This is a genomic window from Bosea sp. AS-1 (genome assembly GCF_002220095.1).
Taxonomy (GTDB): domain Bacteria; phylum Pseudomonadota; class Alphaproteobacteria; order Rhizobiales; family Beijerinckiaceae; genus Allobosea.
Map to the genome: position 1 here is coordinate 135,978 of NZ_CP022372.1, position 17,890 is coordinate 153,867.

General features: G+C 66.9%; 16 protein-coding genes. 6 read left to right on the forward strand and 10 right to left on the reverse strand.

Features of this window, described 5'->3' with window-relative positions; genetic code table 11:
* Positions 1-30: 30 nt before the first annotated feature.
* From CE453_RS02300 to CE453_RS02310, 3 genes are all read right to left on the reverse strand, one after another.
* A complete protein-coding gene (locus tag CE453_RS02300; RefSeq protein WP_089173123.1) occupies positions 31-1,062 on the reverse strand; it encodes an amino acid ABC transporter substrate-binding protein in 1,032 nt (343 codons plus the stop codon).
* A gap of 112 nt (positions 1,063-1,174) precedes the next feature.
* A complete protein-coding gene (locus CE453_RS02305; protein WP_089177647.1) occupies positions 1,175-2,218 on the reverse strand; it encodes a GMP reductase in 1,044 nt (347 codons plus the stop codon).
* 102 nt (positions 2,219-2,320) lie between these two features.
* Positions 2,321-3,490, reverse strand: coding sequence for a glycosyltransferase (locus CE453_RS02310; RefSeq protein ID WP_198302238.1), 1,170 nt, complete (start codon positions 3,488-3,490; stop codon positions 2,321-2,323).
* Positions 3,491-3,648: 158 nt separating this feature from the next.
* Between CE453_RS02310 and CE453_RS02315 the strand changes: the two genes are divergently transcribed.
* Positions 3,649-4,701, forward strand: a complete 1,053-nt coding sequence (locus CE453_RS02315; protein WP_248307915.1) for a glycosyltransferase family 2 protein — start codon at positions 3,649-3,651, stop codon at positions 4,699-4,701.
* 22 nt (positions 4,702-4,723) lie between these two features.
* Here CE453_RS02315 and CE453_RS02320 read toward each other — a convergent pair whose 3' ends face one another.
* Positions 4,724-7,300 (reverse strand): exopolysaccharide transport family protein, encoded by a 2,577-nt coding sequence (locus tag CE453_RS02320; RefSeq protein ID WP_089173125.1) that lies wholly within the window; start codon positions 7,298-7,300, stop codon positions 4,724-4,726.
* A 24-nt stretch (positions 7,301-7,324) separates the two neighbouring features.
* A complete protein-coding gene (locus tag CE453_RS02325) occupies positions 7,325-8,413 on the reverse strand; it encodes an endo-1,4-beta-xylanase (RefSeq protein ID WP_089173126.1) in 1,089 nt (362 codons plus the stop codon).
* Positions 8,414-8,530: 117 nt separating this feature from the next.
* Between CE453_RS02325 and CE453_RS02330 the strand changes: the two genes are divergently transcribed.
* A complete protein-coding gene (locus CE453_RS02330; protein WP_089173127.1) occupies positions 8,531-9,781 on the forward strand; it encodes a lipopolysaccharide biosynthesis protein in 1,251 nt (416 codons plus the stop codon).
* Here the strand turns inward: CE453_RS02330 and CE453_RS02335 are convergent.
* Both CE453_RS02335 and CE453_RS02340 read right to left on the reverse strand, forming a co-directional pair.
* Positions 9,747-10,649, reverse strand: coding sequence for a DUF6492 family protein (locus CE453_RS02335; RefSeq protein ID WP_157732876.1), 903 nt, complete (start codon positions 10,647-10,649; stop codon positions 9,747-9,749). The two genes, CE453_RS02330 and CE453_RS02335, sit on opposite strands and share 35 nt — an antisense overlap.
* Positions 10,650-10,664: 15 nt before the next feature.
* Positions 10,665-11,498 (reverse strand): WecB/TagA/CpsF family glycosyltransferase, encoded by an 834-nt coding sequence (locus CE453_RS02340; RefSeq protein WP_089173129.1) that lies wholly within the window; start codon positions 11,496-11,498, stop codon positions 10,665-10,667.
* Positions 11,499-11,887: 389 nt separating this feature from the next.
* Between CE453_RS02340 and CE453_RS02345 the strand changes: the two genes are divergently transcribed.
* From CE453_RS02345 to hemA, 4 genes are all read left to right on the forward strand, one after another.
* The gene (locus CE453_RS02345; RefSeq protein WP_089173130.1) at positions 11,888-12,634 is read left to right on the forward strand and encodes an SDR family NAD(P)-dependent oxidoreductase; all 747 of its coding nucleotides are present in this window, start codon (positions 11,888-11,890) and stop codon (positions 12,632-12,634) included.
* Between the two features lie 210 nt (positions 12,635-12,844).
* Positions 12,845-13,360, forward strand: a complete 516-nt coding sequence (locus CE453_RS02350; RefSeq protein WP_248307916.1) for an invasion associated locus B family protein — start codon at positions 12,845-12,847, stop codon at positions 13,358-13,360.
* A 60-nt stretch (positions 13,361-13,420) separates the two neighbouring features.
* A complete protein-coding gene (locus CE453_RS02355; RefSeq protein ID WP_089173131.1) occupies positions 13,421-14,680 on the forward strand; it encodes an allantoate amidohydrolase in 1,260 nt (419 codons plus the stop codon).
* 81 nt (positions 14,681-14,761) lie between these two features.
* On the forward strand, positions 14,762-15,973 hold the full coding sequence (gene hemA / locus CE453_RS02360; protein WP_089173132.1) for a 5-aminolevulinate synthase: 1,212 nt from the start codon (positions 14,762-14,764) through the stop codon (positions 15,971-15,973).
* 14 nt (positions 15,974-15,987) lie between these two features.
* Here the strand turns inward: hemA and CE453_RS02365 are convergent, their stop codons facing one another.
* The 3 genes from CE453_RS02365 to rbfA are packed head-to-tail and all read right to left on the reverse strand — an operon-like array spanning position 15,988 to position 17,848.
* The gene (locus CE453_RS02365; RefSeq protein WP_089173133.1) at positions 15,988-16,458 is read right to left on the reverse strand and encodes a DUF3592 domain-containing protein; all 471 of its coding nucleotides are present in this window, start codon (positions 16,456-16,458) and stop codon (positions 15,988-15,990) included.
* Between the two features lie 18 nt (positions 16,459-16,476).
* Positions 16,477-17,424, reverse strand: coding sequence for a tRNA pseudouridine(55) synthase TruB (gene truB, locus CE453_RS02370; protein WP_089173134.1), 948 nt, complete (start codon positions 17,422-17,424; stop codon positions 16,477-16,479).
* Positions 17,414-17,848 (reverse strand): 30S ribosome-binding factor RbfA, encoded by a 435-nt coding sequence (gene rbfA, locus CE453_RS02375; protein WP_089173135.1) that lies wholly within the window; start codon positions 17,846-17,848, stop codon positions 17,414-17,416. Before rbfA ends, truB begins: the two co-directional genes overlap by 11 nt.
* Positions 17,849-17,890 lie beyond the last annotated feature (42 nt).

The window sequence follows — 17,890 nt, forward strand, 5'->3', positions numbered from 1 at the left end:
CGCGAGCGGTCGCCAGCTAGCCGCCCGCTCTCACTGGAAGGGCGGGGTGAAGAGCACGCCACCCTTGGTCCAGAGCTGGTTCTGGCCACGCTCGAGCTTCAGCGGCGAGCCCATGCCGACATTGCGCTCATAGCTCTCGCCGTAGTTCCCGACCTGCTTGATCGCCTTGTACATCCAGTCGTTGGGGAGCCCCATCATCTCGCCGAAGCCGCCCTCGACGCCGAGCAGGCGGCGAACCTCGGAGTTCTTCGAGTTCGCCTTCATCTCGTCGACATTCGCGGAGGTGACGCCGAGCATCTCGGCGGCGATGGTGCCGTTCAGCACCCAGCGCACGATGAGCTGCCACCGTTCGTCGCCCCAGCGGGTCACCGGGCCCTGCGGATCGTTCGAGATCGGCTTGGTCAGGATGATGTGATCATCCGGCACCTTGAGCTTGATGCGCTGGCCGGCGAGCGCGCCGACGCCGGCGGTATAGGCGTCGCAGCGCCCGGCGTCATAGGCGGCGATGGCGTCGTCGTTCTTCTGGAAATTGGTGATGGTGACCTTGAGGTTGCGCTCGCGGAACCAGTCGGCCGCGTTCTTCTCTTCGGTCGAGCCGGCGGCGACGCAGACCGAGGCGCCGTCGAGGCCTTCCGCATCCTTCACGCCGGCCGATTTGCGGACGATGAAGGTCTGGCCCTCGTAGAAGTTGATGCCCTGGAAGTTGAGGCCGAGCGTGGCGTTGCGCGAGAAGGTGATGGTCGAATTGCGCGAGAGCACATCGACCTGGCCCGATTGCAGGATCGGCCAGCGCTGCTGCACCGAGGTCGGCGTGTACTTGACCTTGCTGGCATCGCCGAGGACGGCGGCGGCCAGTGCCTTGCAATAATCGACGTCGAGCCCGCTCCACTCACCCTTGTCGTTGGCGAAGGAGAAGCCCGGCAAGCCGAGATGCACGCCGCATTCGAGATTGCCGCGCGCCTTCACCGCGTCGAGCGTCGGGCTCGGCGCAAGCTGCTGCGCCTGAGCCAACGAAACCCCCGCGGCGAGAAAGATGGCCGCTCCTGAAATCCTGATCGTCATTATCCGTCTCCCCGAAGCCGTGAGCGGCTTTCTGTGTTGAAGGACGGACTATGCAACAGATGGACCGAAAGCGGTACCCGACGAAGTGAGCATTACTGACGGGGGATGTCCGTCAGTTGCCAAACACCGTGTTGAGCTGAGCACCAACCATGATGAAGGTGGTGCGCTTCGACACCTCCTTGAGATGCACGGCGCCGATATAGGTCATCGCCGAGCGCACGCCACCCATGATCTCCTGCATCGTGTCCGCGACGGGCCCGCGATAGGCCACCTCGACGGTCTTGCCTTCCGAGGCCCGGTACTTGGCGACGCCGCCGGAGTACTTGTTCATCGCCGTGTCGGAGGACATGCCGTAGAAGGTCATCGCGACCGGCACCTTCTCGCCGTCGCGCTCTTCGTAGCGGATTTCGCCCTCGCACTCGTCATGGCCGGCGAGCATGCCGCCCATCATCACGAAATCGGCGCCGCCGCCATAGGCCTTGGCGACATCGCCCGGCACGGTCAGGCCGCCGTCGCCGCAGACGAGGCCCTTCAGCCCATGCGCCGCATCGGCGCATTCGATGATGGCGGAGAGCTGCGGATAGCCGACGCCGGTCATCTTGCGGGTGGTGCAGACGGAGCCCGGGCCGATGCCGACCTTGACGATATCGGCGCCCGCCAGCAGCAGCGCCTCGGTCATGTCGCCGGTCACGACATTGCCGGCCATGATCGCGGCGTCGGGAAAGGCGGTGCGCGTCGCCTTGACGGTATCGACGAATTTCTCGGTGTAGCCATTGGCGACGTCGAGGCAGATCTTGGAGATCGGCGACTGCGCATGGACTGCCTTGAGCTTGTCGTGATCGGCTTCGGTGGTGCCGAGCGAATAGAAGGCATTGGCCGATTCCGTCTCGCGGAAGAAGGCGATGAGGGCCTCGGCGCTGTAGTGCTTGTGCAGGGCGACCATGGCGCCATGCTTCAGGAGCGCCCGCGCCATCGCCATCGTGCCGACGACATCCATGTTCGCCGCGATCAGCGGAAAGCCCTTCCACTCCGTCCCGGTGTGCGGGAAGTGGAAGCTGCGCTCGACATCGACATGGGCGCGGCTGCCGAGCGTCGAGCGCTTGGGCCGGATCAGGACGTCGCGGAAGTCGAGCTTGGGATCGTTTTCGATGCGCATGGGGCCGGCCTCGAGGCTGGGCGAATATCTGCGCACGCGCTGGTCGGCGTGCGCCGACTCATAGCCCCGGACGGCCGCCCGAAGCAAATCGGAGCCTGCCGCTCAGCGGCGCGCTGCAGCGAGCCCCTTTGCGATTCCGTCCGCGAGCGCTGCTTGCTGCCGCGCCAGGAAAACGGCCCCGTCGAGGCGTTGTGCCCCGCCTGCCCTGATCTCGCCAACGCGATCCATCAGCGCCTGCGCAAAGTCGGTGGCGTTGTCCGCGATCGTAAAGTTAGCCGGCAATTCCGTGAAGCCGCGGCAGGACAAGGTCGTTGCCACGGCGGGCAGACCGAGTTGCATCGCCTCGACGGTCTTGAGCTGCACGCCCGTGCCGGCCCGGCTCGACAGCGCCACGACGCGGCAGGAGCGCAGGAACTGGCTGGCCGCAGGCACGCGACCGACCAGCGTGACGCCGGGCGGCGCGTGCAGATCCCCCGGCACCCGCCCGGCGACCGCGATCCGCATGTCATCCGGCAGCAGCGGGCAGACCTCCCGCAGGAACCATTCGAGGCCGACCCGATTGGGCAGCCAGGTCCAGGTCCCGATCAGCCCGGCGTCGAAGCGAACGGGCGCGTGCCGATCCGCTTCTTCCATGGGCAAGGCATCGCCCGATACCAGCGGCAGCACCGCGGATCTGTCGAGGAGATCCGGTCCCAGCACCCGGCGATCCTCCTCCGCCAGAGTCCAGACGAAGCGAGCCTTTCGGCAGAGATCCTGCTCGATCGCTTCCAGCAGGCGGGCCTCACGCGCGAAAAGCCGGCGGAGCACGAAATTTCCGGCATTGCGGGCGTTCTGCCGGGCGGAGGCGTGCTCGATATTGTGCTCGACCAGCACGCAGGGCGCGATCTCCAGCAATTCGGGGAAGGCGCCGGGCAACATGACCGAGTTCAGCACCAGCGCATCGAAGGGACCATGAGCCCTGACCGTGTCGACGAGGCGGTCGACACCGGCGAGCCTGAGCTTGGCGCAGGCGACGGGCAGGCCGAAGCGAAACGCCGCCGCCAGCCATTGCAGCTGCTGGCCCGGCGAGACAGCAGCGTTCTCGATGTCGATCTCGGCCACAACCACGGACTGGTCCGGCTCGGCCGGCACTTCGCCATGCCGCACGAAGCCGATCGCGGTGACCTGATGGCCGGCAGCCCGCAACGCCGACAGGATCGCTGCATTGGCGATCTCGAAACCGGTATCGGGTCGGGCGACCGGGATGAGGGAGGTCAGGAAGGCAAGGCGCAAGGAAATGGGTCCGCAGCGAGAGCGTCTTAGTCTTCCCATTGCCATGGCGGGTCAAGCGACCCGCTTCGCCATGCTCAACAAGACTTTGCCGGCATCACCCAGGAAATGGACCGCATCGCTCACCGAACCTTAAACCGGCAGGGTCTAGACATGCGGCCATGATGGCGAGCGAACCGACAAGACAGGCCGATGCGGGTCCGCAAGGCGAAATCTCGCCGCTGCGCTTTGCCGGGCCCGAAAGCTTCGACATCGTGGCACAGTCCCGCCCCGAGACATTGGCCGGCGTGACCAGCGTCGTCTGCGTGCCGACCTTCAAGCGACCCGACATGCTGGAAGCGACGCTGCGCTCGCTCGCGACACAGGCCGGTAGCCACGACTTTGCGGTGATCGTCGTCGAGAACGAGGGGCGCGAGCAGGCAGGGGCGACGCGCGCGAAAGCCCTGCTCGATGCCGGGTTGTTCAAGGGCTTCGTCATCGTCGAGTCACGCCAGGGCAACTGCAAGGCCTACAACGCTGCCTGGCGCTGCGCGCTGACGCGCTTCCCCGCGCTGCAGCACGTGCTCGGGATCGACGACGACGAGGAGGCCGAACCGGGCTGGCTCGCCGCCTTCCTAGCGGCGGCCGCGACAGCGCCCGCAGAACTCTTCGGCGGCTCGGTGAGGCCCGTCTTCGCAGATCGTTCGCGCGCCTGGCTGGCAGCACACCCCGTCTTCCGTTCGCACTACCAGACCTCCGGCCCCGTGCCGATGCTCTATTCGAGCGCCAACTACCTCATCCGCCGCAGCGTGCTCGAACGGCTGGGCTTTCCCTTCCTCGACGAGAGCTTCGACTTCACCGGCGGGGGCGATACGGATTTCTTCACCCGCGCCAAGGCTGCGGGCTTCCGCTTCTGGTGGGTGCAGGAAGCGGCGCAGCGCGAGGCGATGCCACAACGCCGCAGCGAGTTCGGCTGGATCGCCGCGCGCGGGCTGCGCAACGGCGCAATTTCGGCTGCGATCCAGCGTCGCCAGAATCCGGGCCCGGCGGGCCGCGCGAAGGTGCTGGCGAAGTCACTGGCGCTGCTCGCAGCCTCCGTGCCGCGCGGCATCGCGCTCGGCTTGAAGACGCGCTCCGGCACGATCGGCCTCTATCATGCCCAGGTTGCGCTCGGCCGGCTGATGTCCGAATTCGGCATCGCCAACGAGCAGTACCGCAAACCCGAAAAGAACTGAGCCGAAAGAGGCCCGCCCCCGCTCAGGCCCGGTTCGAGACGATGCCCCGCAGCTTGGCGGCATTCGTTCCAAGTTGCGCCCGCAGGCGCTCGGCATCGGCATCCGACAGCTTGCCATGGTGCGAGACGACCAGGATATCGTCCACGACCTCGGCGAAGCGCCGGGCCACAGCACTGCCGGCCGCGGCATCGACGATCACCGGCCCAAAGCGCTGTGCCGCGCCAAACAGACCATTCTCGAGCGAGCCCGCCGCCGCCAGATCCGGCCGGCTCGAACGCGGCAGGAAGGCGAGGTCGCTGCCCTCGTCCTTGAGGATGGCACGCGCCAGTGTCCGGCTGCCACCGATGACCTCCTCGAGCCCGGCCGGCGCATCGGACGCGTAGATCCGCGTCAGGGCCAGGGGGCCGTCCGCGGCATCGACGAGCAGTGCCGACTGTCCTGCAAGAGCCGCATCCAGCGCCAGATTGAGGGCGAGCGTGGTCGCGCCGGCCTGCGGCTGCAGGCCCAGCACCAGGATGCGCCGGCGCGGGTTGTCGCCGGCACCATGCGTCAACGCAGCGCGCAGGGCGGCGATGGCCGTGGCGAAGCCGGCCTGCGGCTTGTCGATGACATCGACAAGATGTGCCCCGCCCTGGAAGACCGAGCGCGGGGTCTCGATCTCACGACGCCAGCGGCGATTGCGCACGGCCGGGATCGTGCCGAGCAGCGACAGCGCAAGCGGAACGGGCTTCTCGGGCGTCTTGTCGGAGACTTTCTGTGTTTCCGCGACGCGCGGGACAATGCGGGGCTTTTGATCGGCGACAGGCGCTTCACGCGGGCCCGTCGCCGCTTCGCTCGAAGGCGTCTTCGCCTGGCCGCCAGGGAGCGCGACGAGGCGGCGCCAACCCGCAATCCTGTCGCTGGTCACCGGCGCGGGGTCCGCCGCTGCGGCTGGAGGCGCTGCTGGGCGAGCAGCGACTGCGGGCGGCTCGGGTGGAGCCGGAGGCCCTGGCGCGGGCAAGGCCATGGGAGCCTGGACGGCAGGCTGCGGCGGTGACTGCGATGGAGGTGGCGGAGATGGTGGCGAGGCCTCGGCCACGACCTCGGGCTCGACCGGGCGAGGCTTGCGTCGCCATAGCGATCTGCGCGCGGGGCGCGCCGCAGCTTCGCTCTCGGCCGCACGCGGCGCCGCAAAAAGGGCAAGGGCCAGCGCCAGCAATGCGCCGATCGCGGCACCGGCGAAGATGCCAAGCAGCGCGATGGTGCGACGGCTCACGCCGCTCTTCTCGAGTGGCGGCATCGCCGGGCTGATGATGCGGGCATTGGTGGTGTCGATACCACCGAGCTCGCCGGTCTCGCGGGCGCGCTTGAGGAAGGCGTCATAGACGGCGCGGGAGGATTCGACCTCGCGTTCGAGCTCGCGCAGTTCGACCGAGGCGCGACCAGCGGCGTATTGCGCGGTGGTGAGCTGCTCGGCCCGACGGGAGAGCTGGCGCTCCGCCTCGGCAGCGCGGTCGTATTCCGCCTTGGCGGCACGGGCGATGCGAGCGAGTTCCTCCGCAATCTGGCGGCGGGCATCGGCTACCTGCGAGCGGGCGGAGGTCAGGGCCGGGTGGCGCGCGCCGAGCGAAGCGACGAGATCGGCCTCCTTGCTCAGCGCAGCGCCAAGCTGCGCGCGCAAGGCCGTCATGGTGTTGGAGGCGACAGCTTCCGGAATTGCACCGGATTCGACGCTCGAGGCGCGTGTCGCGGCGATCTGGTCGTATTTCGCCTTGGTCTCGATGGTGCGCTGGCGGGCGGCGGCAAGCTGGCCGGCATTCAGCGAAAGCTGCTCCTCACTCAGGGATCGGTTACCGCCGAGACCGACGATGTTGTGAGTCTCCTTGTATTTCTCGGCCTTGTCCTCGGCGGTCCGCAGCCGGCTGCGCAACTCTTCCAGCCGGCCGGTCAGGGCTGCCGTGGCGCGCTGTGCCGCATCGGCGCGAACGGCCGCCTGGTCTTCGAGATAGGCTTCGGCCAGGGCGTTGGCGATCTGCGCCGCCTTTTCGGGGTCGCTGGCCGTGGCGGCGATGTCGATCACGAAAGTCCGTTCGCCGCGCCGCACGGCGACGCTCCTGTCGAGCGCCGCCAAGGCGTAGAGCAGGGCCTTGCGATCGGTCGCAGCCTTGTCGGCACCCAACAGGCCCGAGAAGAGGCCACCGCGGGCCGGGCCGCCATAGTCGGGATCTTTGTCGAGGCCGAGCTTCTCGATGACCCGCGTCTTGATGCTGTCCGAGGCGATGACGCGCGCCTGGCTTTCGAGATAGCTCGCGATCGAGGTCGGATCGTTGCCGACCGTGTTCGGCGAGACGTCGTTCTGGAGTACGCGCAGATCGCGCGGATCGATGAAGAGCTGCGCCGTCGAGGTGTATTTCGGCGTGATCAGCAGGCTCGCCAGTACGGCAAGCGCCAAGCCCGCCAGCATGCACAGCAGGATGAGCCCCTTGCGGCGCCACAGCGTCGCGGTGAGCCAGAGCGGGTCGGCGAGGCGGCCGAGCTCGATCGGGCGCGGAGCGTCCAGCCGCTTTTCGCGTTCGAGCCCTCCCTGCTGGTCCTTATCGGCGGTTTCGGTGGTGAACATGACGCTACGCTTCACTTTCCGAACTCACGCCGTGCCGCGCCGATAGCGTTCGAGCACCGCCAGCATCGGCTTGGCCCGGTAATCCGCATCGAGCGGCAAGGGCCGCGCCTTGGCGCTGTCCTTGCGCGGAAAGGTCTCGCCGACCCAGGAATAGCGGTCGGTCAGGCCCCAGGTGACGATCGCCTTCGGCCGCTTGGCGGAAACGACCGCTTCGAGAAAGGTCGCGACCAGCGCGGCGGAGCGCTTGTCGCGCAGCGCAGCATCGGCCGGCATCTTCCAGTCGATCACGTCGAGCTCGGTCACCTCGACATCGAGGCCGAGCGCGTCGAGGTCGCGCATGAAGCGCTGCAGGCCTTCGGTGTCGATATTCTTCTCGGCATAGAGATGCGCCTGCATGCCGATGCCATGGACCGGGATGCCCTTGTCCTTGAGGCGCCGGCAGATATCGAGCGCGACCTGGCGGCGCGCGGCGGCGCCGGGCTCAGCTTCCTCGAAATGGAAGTCGTTGAGCACGAGGCGCGCCTTCGGGTCCGTGCGGCCGGCGGTACGGAAAGCGATCTCGACATGCTCCGGTCCGAGCAGGCGCTGCCAGATCGTGTCGCGCCAGGGGCCACCGGAGGTGGGATCGTATTTGATTACCTCGTTGACCACATCCCAGGTGGCGATGCGGCCCTTGTAGCGGTCGACCACGACCTCGATGTGGTTGACCAGCTCGCGCTCGGCCTCGGCACGGGTCGTCATCTCCTTGACCCATGGCGGCAGCGCCTCGCCCCAGAGCAGGGTATGGCCGCGCAGCGCCTTGCCATTGGCTTCGGCGAAGGCGACGGCCTCGTCGGCACCGGCAAAATCGAAGCGGGCGCGCTCATGGCGCAGCGCATCCCATTTCAGATCGTTCATCGGCACGACGACGTCGCAATAGCGCTTCAACGCCTCGCGATAGCGCGCATCGTTGCGGAAAGCGCCGATCTCAGCCGCCGAGCCGACCGGAATCGGGCGCGCCGCCGCCTGTGCGCGGGCGAAACCGGTGCCGCTGGCAAGGGCAGCCGCCCCCGTGCGCAGCACGGCACGCCGCGTCAGCCTGAACCTGCCCCGATCCGCTTCGATCTCCTGCATCACGCCGGTGTGCTTCCGTTTCGTTTAGGGTCGCTCAACGCCTCGCGCGCTAAACAGCTCTCTCAAATCCGCACGCTCGCTGGCACAAGCCGAGCCAGCCTCCCCGAGTACCGGTCGATGTTGCCCAGTCGAGCAGCCATCCTCTCCTACCTCACCATCCTGAGCGGCTCGGCCGGCCGGCTCGTCATTTCCCTTGTCTACTTCCTCATCGTTGCGAATACGTTGACCCTTGGCGAGTTCGGGCTTTTCGCCACCGCCTCCTCGACCGGGCTCATTCTCTCGCGTTTGCTCGCCTTCGGCTTTGTCTCGCCGCTCTACCGGGTAGCGACCGTGAAGCCCCGGCTGCTCGGCGCCTATCTCGCCGGTTTCGCGGCCCTGAGCCTCGCCTCGCTCCCGGTGATCGCCGCAGTCGCTGCCGGAGCCTATTGGCTGCTCTTCGCCGACCGGCTTGCCGCGCTCCCCTTTGCGCTGATCATCATGGCGGAAGTGTTGTGCTGGCGGCCTGTCGAGGTCGTCGCCATCATCAACAACGGGCTGAGGCGCTTCCGGCAGGCTGCGCTGCTCGTCATCATCGGCTCATCGTTGCGGACGCTGGCGGCCCTGCTCTTCATCAGCTTCGGCGATCGCAGCCTGGAAACCTGGGCCACCGCCTATCTCGCCGCGACCTTCGCGAGCCTCGTCGTCGCGCTCATCGCGTTTCTGCCGCCGGCGCGCTGGCGCTTCGTGCGGGCACTCTACCCGCGGCGGATGGCGGACGCCGTCTTCGCCGGGGCCGCCGACATCGTCTTCTACGTCCAATCCGAGCTCGACAAGCTCCTGGTGCTCGGCCTCGCCGGCGAAAGAACGGCGGGGCTCTACGCCATTGCCCTACGTGTGATCGACCTCACCGCCATGCCGGTGCGCAGCTTCAACCAGATGCTGGTGCAGAAGATCATGCAGGATCGCGGCATCGGCGGCGGCAAGCGTCTCGCTGCCTACGAAGCCGGCATCGCGCTGGTTTCGATCGCGGGCCTCGTCGCGGTCATCGTCGCGTTGAAACCCTTCCCGGGGCTGCTCGGCCGCAACGTCTCGGAAGCGGCCTATCTCTTCGCGCCGATGCTGCTGGTGCCGGCCTTCCGCAACCTCGTCGAATACCATGCCGAGCTGCTCTATGCGCGCGAGCGTACCGGTTCGCGCATCGTGTTGCTCTGCCTGCTGACCGCGCTGAAGGCAGGGCTGATCTCGCTGGTGATGATCCAATTCGCCGCGAACGAGGGCTGGGCGATCTGGATGAATCTCGTTTTCGGGTTGGTCTATCTCGCCTCGGCCGGCTTCACCTACCGGCTGCTGGCGATCAGGCCGAGGCCTGCTTCTCGAACAGCGCCCTGACTTGATCGAGCGGCTGGCCGATGAAGGACTGCACGCCGATGGCCACCTGCCAGGGCTCCAGCACCTCCTCGAAGCTCTTCAGCAGATCGAAACCAGTGACGTCCTCGGGGAACCAGTAGACCTTGCAGAGCTCGCGGGCATCGGGCCAGTGCCCGGCGGTCTCCAGCCCGAGAACCCGTTCGACGTAATAGCCATAGAGCAGGTATTCCGAGAACTGCCGGTCACGGGCGATGGCGGAGACCCAGTCGCGCCCGCTCAGCCTCTCGACATGGGCAAGGAGCCCGAGCACATGCTCGCGGCGCCAGCTCACCATGTTGTTGATGTAGTCCGGCCCTGGCCAGGAGGCTGTACCGAGCCCGAGCAGCGCCGCGGCGTTCTCGCACCAGGGCCGGTGGCGGGCCATGTCGGCCGTGATCGCGTCGGGCTTGCGGTAGAGCCTGACGGCACCGTCCCGTTCCAGCCCCGCGACGTCGAACGGTCGGACGAACAGCATGTCCGAATCGGCGAAGAGGATGATGTCCTCGGAGGCGGACTTTGCGACCGCGAATTTGCGCAGCTGCTGGGCGTGCCAGCCCCGCAGCGGCGGCAGGCCGCGCGCCAGCGCGCGCATCCCGGTCCAAACACGACGCCTGCCCAGGCTTGACGGATCCGGCCAGGACTTGAGCCAGGGTGGCAGGAGCTGCGACTCCGGCAGGATGCGCCGCTTCGGTCCCTCGAGGTCGCGGAACAGCGGAACGTCGCGGTCCTCGACCAGCAGGTAATGCATCGCCTGGCCGCTGACGAAGCGGTCGATGCTGGCACAGAGCAGGCGGCAACGGTCGACGTCGCCTCTGTAGCTCGGCGTCGCCAAGGCGCAGCTGAGTTTCACGAGGTTTCGACCGCGCTACCGAACGCCGGCGAGATATTGCCGGGTCATTCGCATCACGAACGCCGGATTGCCGAGCACATAGCGGCGCCAGAGCCGACGCGGCTCCAGCCAGAGCCGGTAGAGCCATTCGAGACGAGCCTGGCGGATCGCCTCTGGAGCGCGCGGCACCTCGCCGGCGAAGAAATCGAACAGCGCGCCGACACCCGCGGCAACGGCGCAATGCTGGACGCTCAGCCTGCTGGCGATGAAGCGCTCCTGCAGCGGATTGCCCATCGCGACGAGCAGCAGGTCGGGACGATCGGCCTTGAGGCCGTCAAGCAGCCGGCCTTCGTCCTCGGGGGCGTAATAGCCGTGCGAGACGACCTTGAAGCGATGCTGCGGATAGCGCCGGGCAAGCTGCTCGACCGCGCGATCGGCCACGCCCGGGCGGCCGCCAAGCAGGCCAACGGTCAACGACCGTGCCTCTCCGGCAAAGAAGGCCGGGAAGAAATCCGTGCCGTTCAGATTGGCGGGGAACGCCATGCCGTGCAGGAGCCAGCTGCCGAGATCGACGCCGATCCCGTCTGCCAGAACGAGGAAGGTCGAAAGGCTGCGCCGCAGGGCAGCGTCGCCGCTCGCGACATTGACCAGATTGGCGTTGCAGAAGGCGAGCTTGACGTGGCCGCCCCCGACGATCGCCTCACGCAGCTCCGCAATCGCCGCGTCACGATGGATCACGGCGATGCCGATGCCGCCGATGTCGCGCTTGGCGTAGCCCTGGCGCCTGCGGCTCTCGGCGTCGCTCGCAAGGGAGATGGAGAGTGCTGCAGGCACGATCGTTTTCGGTCCAGAGAACAGAGGCAAGCTCATGGCGGCGGAATGTCTTCGCCGAACCAGCGCCCGGGTCAAGATAAAGTCAAGTGAAAGGTGAATATAGCCTTCACCCTGTTCGATAGAGACAATTAACTACATTGCTCAAGCAAACCCAATGTCTTGTTTCAATCCGAAACGAAAGTTTAACTTTCACTCCTCGCCTTTTCCAGGTCGAAGTAGCGGATCTGTCGCAAGGTGGCACGAACCGACTATTTCCGTATCGTTTCGAAACGATCGGAAACGCTTCCGCGGACGCAATGTCGAGGGTGGGTTATCAACAGATTGCATAGCGGCCCCGCAGCAGTCGCAGGCTCGCGCCTTCGCCTCTGGCCGCCGGCGACGCCGCCCGCTAGGCTTCGGCGAACAACTGCTGGGAGGCTGCCCGAATGAACCAAATCGATTTAACCAAGCGCGTCGCCATCGTGACGGGCGGTGCGCAGGGAATTGGCCGCGCCGTAGCCGAGCGCTTCGCAGCCAGCGGCGCGACCGTGGCGATCTGGGACGTCGACGGCGCCCTCGCCGAAACGGCCGCGGCCGAGATCGGCCATGGCGCGGCCGGCTTCGCCGTCGATGTCACCGATGCCGCCGCCGTTCAGGCCGCGAGCGACGCGCTCGAGGCCAAGCACGGCAGCATCGACATCCTCGTCACCAGCGCCGGCATCGCCGGGCCCAATCACAAGACCTGGGAATACCCGCTGGAGGACTGGGCCCGCGTGATGCGGCTCAATGTCGACGGCACGTTGCATTGCTGCCGCTCGGTGATCCCCGGCATGGTCAAGCGCAATTACGGCCGCATCGTCCTCGTTGCCTCCATCGCCGGCAAGGAAGGCAACCCTAACGCCTCGGCCTACTCGGCCTCGAAGGCGGCGGTGATCGCGCTGACCAAATCGCTCGGCAAGGAGCTGGCCGAGAAGGATATCGCGGTGAACTGCATTACCCCGGCAGCGGCGCGCACCCGCATTTTCGACCAGATGAGCGAGGAGCATATCGGCTACATGCTCGCGAAGATCCCGCGCGGGCGCTTCCTGCTGCCGGAAGAGGTCGCCTCGATGGTCGCCTTCCTCGCCTCGGCCGAGAACAGCTTCACCACCGCCGGCGTCTTCGACCTGTCCGGCGGCCGCGCAACCTACTGAGACAGCGGACGGGCAGCCTCTGCCCGCCGATCACAATCTCGCGGGGCCGGGGACCCTTCCGGCTTCCTTTCCCGGCGGAGGGCCTCGACTCCGCTCCCAAATGCGGAGCGATCAGGCCCCCGCGCCAGATCGACGCACAGTTTTCTTGATCATGTTTACGCCTCGGTAAGATTCTTCTTTCCACCCTGAAAGCTCGAAAGGAGATGAACGATGATCAAGATGGCGCTCACGGCGACCACCCTTGCCCTTCTGACAACCTCGGCAGCTCACGCCGTCACTGCCAAATCGCTCGGACAGTTCAGCGATTGGAGCGCCGCCACTTACGCGCAGGGTGATACACAGCGTTGCTTCATCATGAGCAAGCCGTCGGCCGAGGAACCTTCCAGCCTGCGCCATGGGGAGGTGTTTTTCTTCGTTCAGACCAGCGGTAGCGGCAGCAATACGGAATCGAGCTTCCAGACCGGTTACGACTTCGCCAAGAACTCGGTCGTCACCGTCACCATCGGCGACGATAGCTTCCGCATGCTGACCGAGGGCAACAATGCCTGGCTCGAGCGGCTCGAGCGCGAGCCCGCGCTGCTCGCGGCGATGCGCGCCGGCGACGACATGGTGCTCGAGGCACGCTCGGCCCGCGGCAATGCCACGAGCTACACCTTCTCACTTGCCGGGGTCACGGCCGCCTCGCGCGTGATGCAGCGCTGCAACCCGGATGCCGCGCAGAGTTAGAACAGGATCTTTGCGAAAAACCGGTTCTCACTTTTTCGCATCCTGCACTAACGTCGCGGCATGACGCAGACGCTCCCTTCCGCCGCCGTCCTCGGCGCCCGTGCCTTCGCCGCACTCGCCGGTTTGAACCGTTTTTCCGACGAGCCGGGCAAGCTGACGCGGCTCTATCTCTCGCCCGCCCACAAGCAGGCGGCGGAATGGGTCAAGGGCGCAATGGAGGTGGCGGGCCTCACCGCCTTCGTCGACGCGGCCGGCTCCGTTCAGGGCCGGCGCGAGGGCAGCCTGCCGGGCGCGCCAGCAGTGCTGATCGGCTCGCATATCGATACGGTGAAGGATGGCGGGCGCTTCGACGGCAATCTCGGCGTCGTTGCCGGCATCCTGGCGGCGCAGGCGTTGCGCGACGCCGGGATCAGCCTGCCCTTTCCACTGGAAGTCATCGCCTTCGGCGACGAGGAGAATGTCCGCTTCCCGACGCATCTATCGACGTCCGAGGCGCTCGCCGGCGCCTATGATCCGGCCTGGCTCGACGCCCGCGACAGCGAGGGCGTGAAGCTCTCCGACGCGCTCGTCGCCTTCGGCGGCAATCCGGCCGGCATCGCGGCGCTCGCCCGCAAGCCGGGCTCGATCCAGGCCTATCTCGAAGTCCATATCGAGCAGGGGCCGGTGCTCGAGGCCGAGGACGAGGCGGTCGGCATCGTTACCGCCATCAATGCCCAGAGCCGGGCGCGCGTGCGCGTCACCGGCGAGGCGGGGCATGCCGGCACCGTGCCGATGGCGCTGCGCAAGGACGCGCTGACCGCCGCCGCCGAGATGGCGCTCGCCCTCGAAGAGATCGCGGCTGGACATGAGCTTGCCGTCGGCACTGTCGGCGTGCTGCGGCCCGAGCCCGGCGCGACCAATGTCGTGCCCGGGGCCGCCGAATTCACCATCGACTACCGCGCGCCGAAGAACGAGACGCTCGCGGCGATGGAGGCGGCCATCCATGAACGTTTCGGCGCCATTGCGGCGCGGCGCGGGGTCGGGCTCGAAATCGTGCCCTATGCCCGGGCCGAAGCCGTGCCGATGGAGCCGCGCCTGCAGGAGGCGTTCGCGGCCGGCATGGCCCGCACGGGCAGCAACCTCTCAGCGCGGCGACTGCCCTCAGGCGCCGGGCACGACGCGATGGCGGTGGCCGCCATCGCTCCGGCCGCCATGCTGTTCGTGCGCAACGAGAAGGGCATCAGCCACTCACCCCTCGAGAACATGACCGAGGCCGATGCCGGTATCGCCATCAAGGTCCTGCTGGAAACGCTGCTGGAACTCGCCGAACGTTCGAAATAGAAAGATTCCAGCCGCGACACCGCGTGCCATTCCGCAGTCGGGTCAAACGGCCTAGGAAAGGCGCGCCGCAGGAGGCTGGCGATGGATTTCGAGACTTTCTTCCGCAAGGAACTGGACGGGCTGCGCAGCGAAGGCCGCTACCGCGTCTTCGCCGATCTGGAGCGTCAGGTCGGCCGTTTCCCGACAGCAACCTTTCACGGCGAGAACGGGCCGCGTGACGTCACCGTCTGGTGCTCGAACGACTATCTCGGCATGGGCCAGCATCCGAAGGTGCTCGCGGCGATGCATCAGGCGCTCGACGGCAGCGGTGCGGGCGCCGGCGGCACGCGCAATATCGGCGGCACCAACCACTACCATGTCCTGCTGGAGCGCGAGCTCGCCGACCTGCATGGCAAGGAAGCCGCGCTGATCTTCAATTCGGGCTATATGGCGAACTGGGCTTCGCTTTCGACCCTCGCCACGCGCATTCCCGGCTGCGTTATCCTGACCGACGGCCTCAACCACGCTTCGATGATCGAGGGCATCCGGCATTCGCGCGTCGAGAAGCATATCTTCGCCCATAACGACCCGGCCGATCTGCGCCGAAAGCTCGCTGCGCTCGATCCGGAGCGCCCCAAGCTGATCGCCTTCGAGTCGGTTTATTCGATGGACGGCGACATCGCCCCCATCAAGGAGTTCTGCGACATCGCCGACGAGTTCGGCGCCATGACCTATTGCGACGAGGTCCATGCCGTCGGGCTCTACGGACCGCGCGGCGGCGGCGTCTCGGAGCGCGAGGGGCTGACCGATCGGCTGACCCTGATCCAGGGCACGCTGGCGAAGTCCTACGGCGTGATCGGCGGCTACATCGCCGGCTCGGCCGCGCTCTGCGACTTCGTCCGCAGCTTCGCCTCGGGCTTCATCTTCTCGAGTTCGCTGCCGCCGGCCGTGGCGGCCGGCGCCATCGCGGCGATCCGCCATCTCAAGGAAAGCTCCGCCGAACGCGAGCGTCAGCAGGACCGCGTCCAGGCGCTGCGCCGCAAGCTCGACGCAGCCGGGATCCCGCATCTGCCCAATCCCAGCCATATCGTGCCGGTGATGGTCGGCGAGGCGAAGGCCTGCAAGGCGATCAGCGATGAGTTGCTGGCGCGCTTCGACATCTATGTCCAGCCGATCAACTATCCGACCGTGCCGCGTGGCACGGAGCGGCTCAGGATCACGCCATCGCCCTTCCATTCCGATGCCGATATCGACCGGCTGGTGGCGGCGCTGGGCAAGATCTGGGCACGGGACGGGCTGCAGCGGGCAGCCTGAGCCCCCGCCGGGGCTCACCCTTTCTTCGCGACGATCATCAGGGTCACACACAACAGTCCGAAGACGCTGGCGACGAAGCCCAGGATCAGAGTTCCCGCCCAGAACGCGAGGAAACCGTCGATCCGGGCCTGATCAGGCGCCGCAGCGTCATAGAGCACGTTCACCGAGTCGCCCACGCGGTAGGCGGGCGGATTCGTGGCCCAGGACGTGGCGAATGTGACCGCCTGACCCTGCGCGGTACGGAAGCTCACCACCGGACGATAGGTGGAATCGCCGTCCCGCCGCAGCTCGACGACCTTGCCCGCGGCATGATCCGCGAGCGCCTGCAGCTTCCGGTTCTGCCGATAGCTGAAGAAGCAGGTGGTCGCGAGGACGACCGCGACGATGCCGAAGATGCATCCGATCCGCCAGAAGACGAGCCTGCCGTCCTGAACCGGTTGACCCTGCTGGCTCCGAGATCGGTTCCGTCTGCGGCCTTCAGCCATTCCGCCGCGACGCCGCCCTCAGAGATTGAAGACGCGATGCGGAACGAACTCGCCGTTCTCGACCGAGCCGGTCGCGATCAGCGTGCCGGCACAGGTCGCATAGGCGGCCGCCAGCTCGACAGGGGCTCCGGCACCGCGCAGCAGCGCACTCTGGCCGCGTTTGAGGCGGTTGGCTGCGTCCCGATGGATGACGATCTCGGGAATGAGGGTCAGCGCCGCCTTGACCGGCCGCAATGCCGCCAGCGCGCTCTCCGGGCTTTCCCGCAAGGTTTCGACACCGGCGGCCTCGGCGACCGTGAAAGGGCCGACGCGGGTGCGACGCAGATGCGCGACATGGCCGAGGCAGCCGAGCGCAAGGCCGAGGTCGCGGGCGATGGCGCGGACATAGGTGCCCTTGCCGCATTCGGCCTCGAAAGTCGTGGTAGCACCGTCATGGCTGACGATGGAAAGCGCATCGATCTCGACGGGCCTCGCCTCCAGCTCGACCTCCTCACCGTCGCGGGCGAGGTCATAGGCGCGCTCGCCCGCGATCTTGATCGCGGAGAATTTCGGCGGCGTCTGCAGGATCGTGCCGGTGAAGCGGGGCAGGAGTGCTGCGATGGCAGCTTCGTCCGGACGCTTGTCGGAGGTCGCGATGACGCTGCCCTCAGTGTCGTCGGTATTGGTCTGCGTGCCCCAGGCGACGGTGAACTGATAGGCCTTGCGGCCGTCCATGACGAAGGGAACCGTCTTGGTCGCTTCGCCGAGCGCGATCGGCAGCAGGCCGGAGGCCAGCGGGTCGAGCGTGCCGGCATGACCGGCCTTGCGAGCCGAGAAGGCACGCTTCACCACGGCAACCGCATGGGTCGAGGTCATGCCAACCGGCTTGTCGAGCACTACCCAGCCATGGACGTCGCGCTTCTTCGGGCGCGGTACCGGGGCTTCCTCGCGGGTCTCGGCGGCTTGCGGGTTGCTCTCAGTGGTCATCGTCACGGTCGTCGTCTTGATCGATCTTCAGGGGCTGGCGCAGCGTGTCGCGGCGAACCTTCTCGGAATCCAGCAGCGCGTCGATGCGCTCGGCCTCGGCGAAGCTTTCATCGGCGCGGAAGCGGATATCCGGCGCGTATTTGAGATTCACGCGATGGGCAATCTCGCCGCGCAGATAGCGCTTGTTGGCCTCGAGTGCCTTGAGCACCGGCGCAACGTCCTGCCCGCCGAGCGGCATGATGTAGGCCGTGGCGAGCTTGAGATCGGGCGAGAGGCGCACCTCGGGAACGGTGACGACATGGCTTGCGAGGACGTCGTCATGGATGTCGCCACGCGCGAGCATCTCGGCGAGCGCGTGGCGGATCAGTTCGCCGACGCGCAATTGCCGCTGGGACGGACCGGAGGGTTTTGCTGGTTTGGCCATAAGTCTCGTTTCTCCGGGATCGGACCGGATCAAACGTCATGG

What these genes read in the sequence shown, in the direction of transcription:
- CE453_RS02300 (WP_089173123.1), bottom strand. Translation starts at nt 1,062, where the DNA reads ATGACGATCAGGATTTCAGGAGCGGCCATCTTTCTCGCCGCGGGGGTT.
- CE453_RS02305 (WP_089177647.1), bottom strand. Translation starts at nt 2,218, where the DNA reads ATGCGCATCGAAAACGATCCCAAGCTCGACTTCCGCGACGTCCTGATC.
- CE453_RS02315 (WP_248307915.1), top strand. Translation starts at nt 3,649, where the DNA reads ATGATGGCGAGCGAACCGACAAGACAGGCCGATGCGGGTCCGCAAGGC.
- CE453_RS02320 (WP_089173125.1), bottom strand. Translation starts at nt 7,300, where the DNA reads ATGTTCACCACCGAAACCGCCGATAAGGACCAGCAGGGAGGGCTCGAA.
- CE453_RS02325 (WP_089173126.1), bottom strand. Translation starts at nt 8,413, where the DNA reads ATGCAGGAGATCGAAGCGGATCGGGGCAGGTTCAGGCTGACGCGGCGT.
- CE453_RS02330 (WP_089173127.1), top strand. Translation starts at nt 8,531, where the DNA reads ATGTTGCCCAGTCGAGCAGCCATCCTCTCCTACCTCACCATCCTGAGC.
- CE453_RS02340 (WP_089173129.1), bottom strand. Translation starts at nt 11,498, where the DNA reads ATGAGCTTGCCTCTGTTCTCTGGACCGAAAACGATCGTGCCTGCAGCA.
- CE453_RS02345 (WP_089173130.1), top strand. Translation starts at nt 11,888, where the DNA reads ATGAACCAAATCGATTTAACCAAGCGCGTCGCCATCGTGACGGGCGGT.
- CE453_RS02350 (WP_248307916.1), top strand. Translation starts at nt 12,845, where the DNA reads ATGATCAAGATGGCGCTCACGGCGACCACCCTTGCCCTTCTGACAACC.
- CE453_RS02355 (WP_089173131.1), top strand. Translation starts at nt 13,421, where the DNA reads ATGACGCAGACGCTCCCTTCCGCCGCCGTCCTCGGCGCCCGTGCCTTC.
- hemA (WP_089173132.1), top strand. Translation starts at nt 14,762, where the DNA reads ATGGATTTCGAGACTTTCTTCCGCAAGGAACTGGACGGGCTGCGCAGC.
- CE453_RS02365 (WP_089173133.1), bottom strand. Translation starts at nt 16,458, where the DNA reads ATGGCTGAAGGCCGCAGACGGAACCGATCTCGGAGCCAGCAGGGTCAA.
- truB (WP_089173134.1), bottom strand. Translation starts at nt 17,424, where the DNA reads ATGACCACTGAGAGCAACCCGCAAGCCGCCGAGACCCGCGAGGAAGCC.
- rbfA (WP_089173135.1), bottom strand. Translation starts at nt 17,848, where the DNA reads ATGGCCAAACCAGCAAAACCCTCCGGTCCGTCCCAGCGGCAATTGCGC.